This window comes from Caballeronia sp. GAFFF2, from assembly GCF_023631485.1.
Classification (GTDB): Bacteria; Pseudomonadota; Gammaproteobacteria; order Burkholderiales; family Burkholderiaceae; genus Caballeronia.
Genome location: NZ_JALQDA010000069.1, coordinates 1 through 3,477, shown reverse-complemented (window position 1 = coordinate 3,477; position 3,477 = coordinate 1). Strand labels below are relative to the sequence as shown.

4 protein-coding genes are annotated in these 3,477 nt (G+C 60.1%); all 4 read left to right on the top strand.

The window, feature by feature from the left end:
• The coding region (locus NCT04_RS34040) for a hypothetical protein (protein WP_250470231.1) at positions 1-502 on the top strand (502 nt) is incomplete at its 5' end.
• Positions 499-729 carry a transcriptional coactivator p15/PC4 family protein gene (locus tag NCT04_RS34035; protein ID WP_250470229.1) on the top strand — a complete coding sequence of 77 codons (231 nt, stop codon included), beginning with the start codon at positions 499-501 and terminating at the stop codon, positions 727-729. The genes NCT04_RS34040 and NCT04_RS34035, both read left to right, overlap by 4 nt.
• Positions 726-1,061 (top strand): hypothetical protein, encoded by a 336-nt coding sequence (locus NCT04_RS34030; protein ID WP_250470228.1) that lies wholly within the window; start codon positions 726-728, stop codon positions 1,059-1,061. The genes NCT04_RS34035 and NCT04_RS34030 overlap by 4 nt, the downstream gene beginning before the upstream one ends.
• Positions 1,058-3,477: DUF927 domain-containing protein (locus tag NCT04_RS34025; RefSeq protein ID WP_250470227.1), on the top strand; the 2,420-nt coding region annotated here is incomplete at its 3' end. The genes NCT04_RS34030 and NCT04_RS34025, both read left to right, overlap by 4 nt.

The following is a 3,477-nucleotide window of genomic DNA, read 5'->3' as shown; positions in this document are numbered from 1 at the left end:
GCGCTCGACTGCTGCGCCGAAGCGTTGCTGCATCTCGCTGAACTCGCCCGCGCCGAGGTGCGTCATGACTAACGTCACCATGAAGACAGCGGCTCGTGCTGATGCTGCGCAAGCCACGTCGGCAGCCGGCCTACTCAACTTACTCTTCGAGCATTTCGACATCGCGCATGCATCGGATAGCGAACTGCAATACCTTGCGGACTCCGTGAGCGCGATCCCTAGCATGGCGTTCTCTTTAGCCGCGCTCGCTCAGGGCATTGGTTCACTGATTGATAGCGACCGGGACATCGGCAATAAGATGCCTCGGTCAGGCGCGCTTCAAGACAACGACCAGTCGACTGTTCTGTATTGCATCGCCGGCGACCTCGAGCTAATCAGTCAGATGGCGGCGATTGCACATCAATCGAACTGGTGCTTGCGACAGCGGCTAATTGATCGTCTCAAAGTTGAACGTTCTTGTCGTGGTCGTACCGATGAGTACTCCTCACAGGAGGGCATATGAACGTGACCAATGGTGAGCGAGTCGTGCTTGACATCCAAAAGAGCGCCACGCAGCGAATCCGCATCTCACAACGTTGGTACAAGGGCCGCGAGTACGTTGACATTCGACTTTTGGTGGTCAATGGCGCGGGCGAGTTTGTGCCAACGCAAAAGGGGCTGATGATGCGTCCGGAACTGCTGCCGCAGGTTATTCAAGGCCTGACGCTGGCGTCACGGGAGGCTGTATGAACGAAAACTACGAACTAGGCATTCCCATCGCCGAAGGCAAATACGCGAGCCCGACCGAATGCGTTCTCATGTGCGGCTTTCTTGTGTTTCACGCGAAGAAGGTCGATGACGACGTGCGCCAGTTCGCACGCCGCGTGCTCGATGTGGTCTTCGCGGCGGCCGCCGAGAACGGCTTTCGACGCACAGATCTGCTTGAAACGCTGATGGCCAAGGGCGATCGTTCGCCGCGCGTGGGCAAGCTTGCACGACAAGCGACCGCGGCGATTGGCGACAACCTTGCCTTCGCGCGGGTGATCGCAAGGGTCGGTGTAATTGCGGGAGGTCAGCAATGAGTACCGTCTTTGACATTCACCAGCGGATTCTCACGGCGCTTTCGTTCATCCCACCAGACGTTGACCGTGACGTTTGGTTTCGTGTCGCCGCTGCGATCAAGCACGAGGAAGGTGACGGCGGTTTCGAGACCTTCGATACTTGGAGTCAGGGTAGCGCGAATTATGTTGCGGCGGACACTCGCGACACGTGGCGCTCGATCCGTCCTGACGGCGGCATCACGATTGCCACCTTGTTTGCGATCGCGAAGAAGTACGGCTACAACCCGCGCTCGAAGCCAGCCATCGTCGTTGATCCGGCGGAAGTCGAACGCCGTCGGACTGAGCGAGACGCTCGCGTACAAAAGGAGGAACAAAGACGAGCGAAGGATCGCAAACACGCGGCTACTCTTGCGCGCGCCATCGTCGAGAGATCTCAACGGGCACGTGACGACCACCCTTACCTGATGCGCAAAGATGTTGCGGCGATTGACACCCTCCGTGAGCTCGACGTGCAAAAGATTAAGACGCTGATCGGTTATCACCCGCAGTCCGGCGGCGTACAGCTCGAGGGGCGAATCCTTATCGCGCCGGTGATGATCAAGGGCGCGGTCGCCACCGTCGAGATGATCGACGAGTCAGGGCGCAAGTCCGCCTTGGCGAACGGCGAGAAGGCAGGCGGCTGTTGGTTTGCGTCCGTACCGCCGTCGAACTGTCGACGCATTCTCATCGCAGAAGGTGTTGCGACAGCGCTATCAGCACAGCAATGCACTGGTCAGGCGACGGTGGCTGCGCTCTCGGCCGGCAACCTCACGAAGGTTGCTGAGGCGATGCGAGGCGCTTATCCCGATGCCGATATCACGGTGCTTGCTGACCTTGGAAACGGGCAACAGAAGGCGGTCGAAGCGGCGCGCGCCGTCGCTGGCAGTGTGGCGCTGCCTGAATTTGGCGATAAGCGCAGTCAAGACGAGACCGATTTCAACGACATGCACACACGTTTTGGCGCGGCCGCGGTCGCCGCACAAATTGAAAAGGCACCGAAGCCCGATACTGCGAATTTACCCGACAAGGGTTGTGTGCCGCGCGGTTTCACCGTGAGCAAGGAAGGTGTGTTTTATAAAGACGATGACGGTATGCCGCACTGGATTTGCTCGCCGCTTCACGTTCGTGCGCTCGTGCGCGATCGCGCCTCGGAGAACTGGGGCCGGCTGCTGGAATGGAAAGACGCTGACGACCATCCCCATGTCTGGGCGATGCCGATGGAGATGTTGCGTTCGGATGGCGCGGACATGCGCGGCGAGCTCGCTCGGTTGGGGCTGGACATCGCCCCAAGCTTCCGCGCGCGCAACAAGCTGACGGAATACGTGACGACCGCCAAACCAAAAGCACGTGGACGATGCGTTACCCGCACCGGCTGGCACAACGGCGCTTTCGTGTTTCCGGACCGGACGATCGGCGAGTCAGACGAGCGCGTGATCTTCCAATCGGAAGTCGTGATGCGCACGTATTCCCAAGCAGGCACGCTGGAGGACTGGAAGCGCGATGTTGCCGCCTACTGCTCGGGCAACTCCCGCATGCTCGTTGCGGTGTCCACCGCGTTCGCCGGCATGATGCTGGCGTACTCAGGACAAGAGTCGGGCGGCCTGAACATCGTCGGCGACTCGTCGACAGGCAAGACAACGGCGCTTCGCGCTGCATGCAGTGTCTATGGTGGTCCGGACTACATGCAGCGCTGGCGGGCGACGTCAAATGGCCTCGAGGGTCTTGCCGCACTTCACAACGATACGTTATTGGTGCTCGACGAACTCGCGCAAGTCGATCCTCGTGAGGCAGGCGAAATCGCCTACATGCTGGCGAACGGCACGGGAAAAGCGCGTGCGGGACGAACCGGATCGGCGCGCGCACGACAATCTTGGCGATTGCTGTTCCTGTCGGCCGGTGAAATCGGTCTCGCACAACACATGCAAGCCGGGGGAAAGAAGGCCAAGGCCGGTCAGGAAGTGCGCCTTGTCGAGATTCCCGCCGATGCAGGTCAGAGCTTCGGTCTCTTCGAAACGCTGCATGGGCAAGCCGGCGGTGCACAACTCTCCGCGCTAATCAACGAGGGCTGCACGCGCAGCTATGGCGTCGCCGCAATCGAAATGCTTAACGCGATCGCGAAGGAGACGAATGTGATCGCACAATACTTGCGTCAGGAGACCGCGAAGTTCCTTGCCGAGCATCTACCGGCTGGCGCCAACGGTCAGGCACATCGCGTCTGTCAGCGGCTCGCCCTAATCGGACTGGCAGGCGAGTACGCAACGGAACGAGGAATCACTGGATGGCAGCCCGGTGAAACACTCGCAGCCGCAGCCACGTGTTTTCGAGCATGGCTAGAGAACCGAGGCGGCGCAGGCAATCACGAGCACGCGGCAATCCTTTCCCACGTCAAAGCGTTCTT

What these genes read in the sequence shown, in the direction of transcription:
- NCT04_RS34035 (WP_250470229.1), top strand. Translation starts at nt 499, where the DNA reads ATGAACGTGACCAATGGTGAGCGAGTCGTGCTTGACATCCAAAAGAGC.
- NCT04_RS34030 (WP_250470228.1), top strand. Translation starts at nt 726, where the DNA reads ATGAACGAAAACTACGAACTAGGCATTCCCATCGCCGAAGGCAAATAC.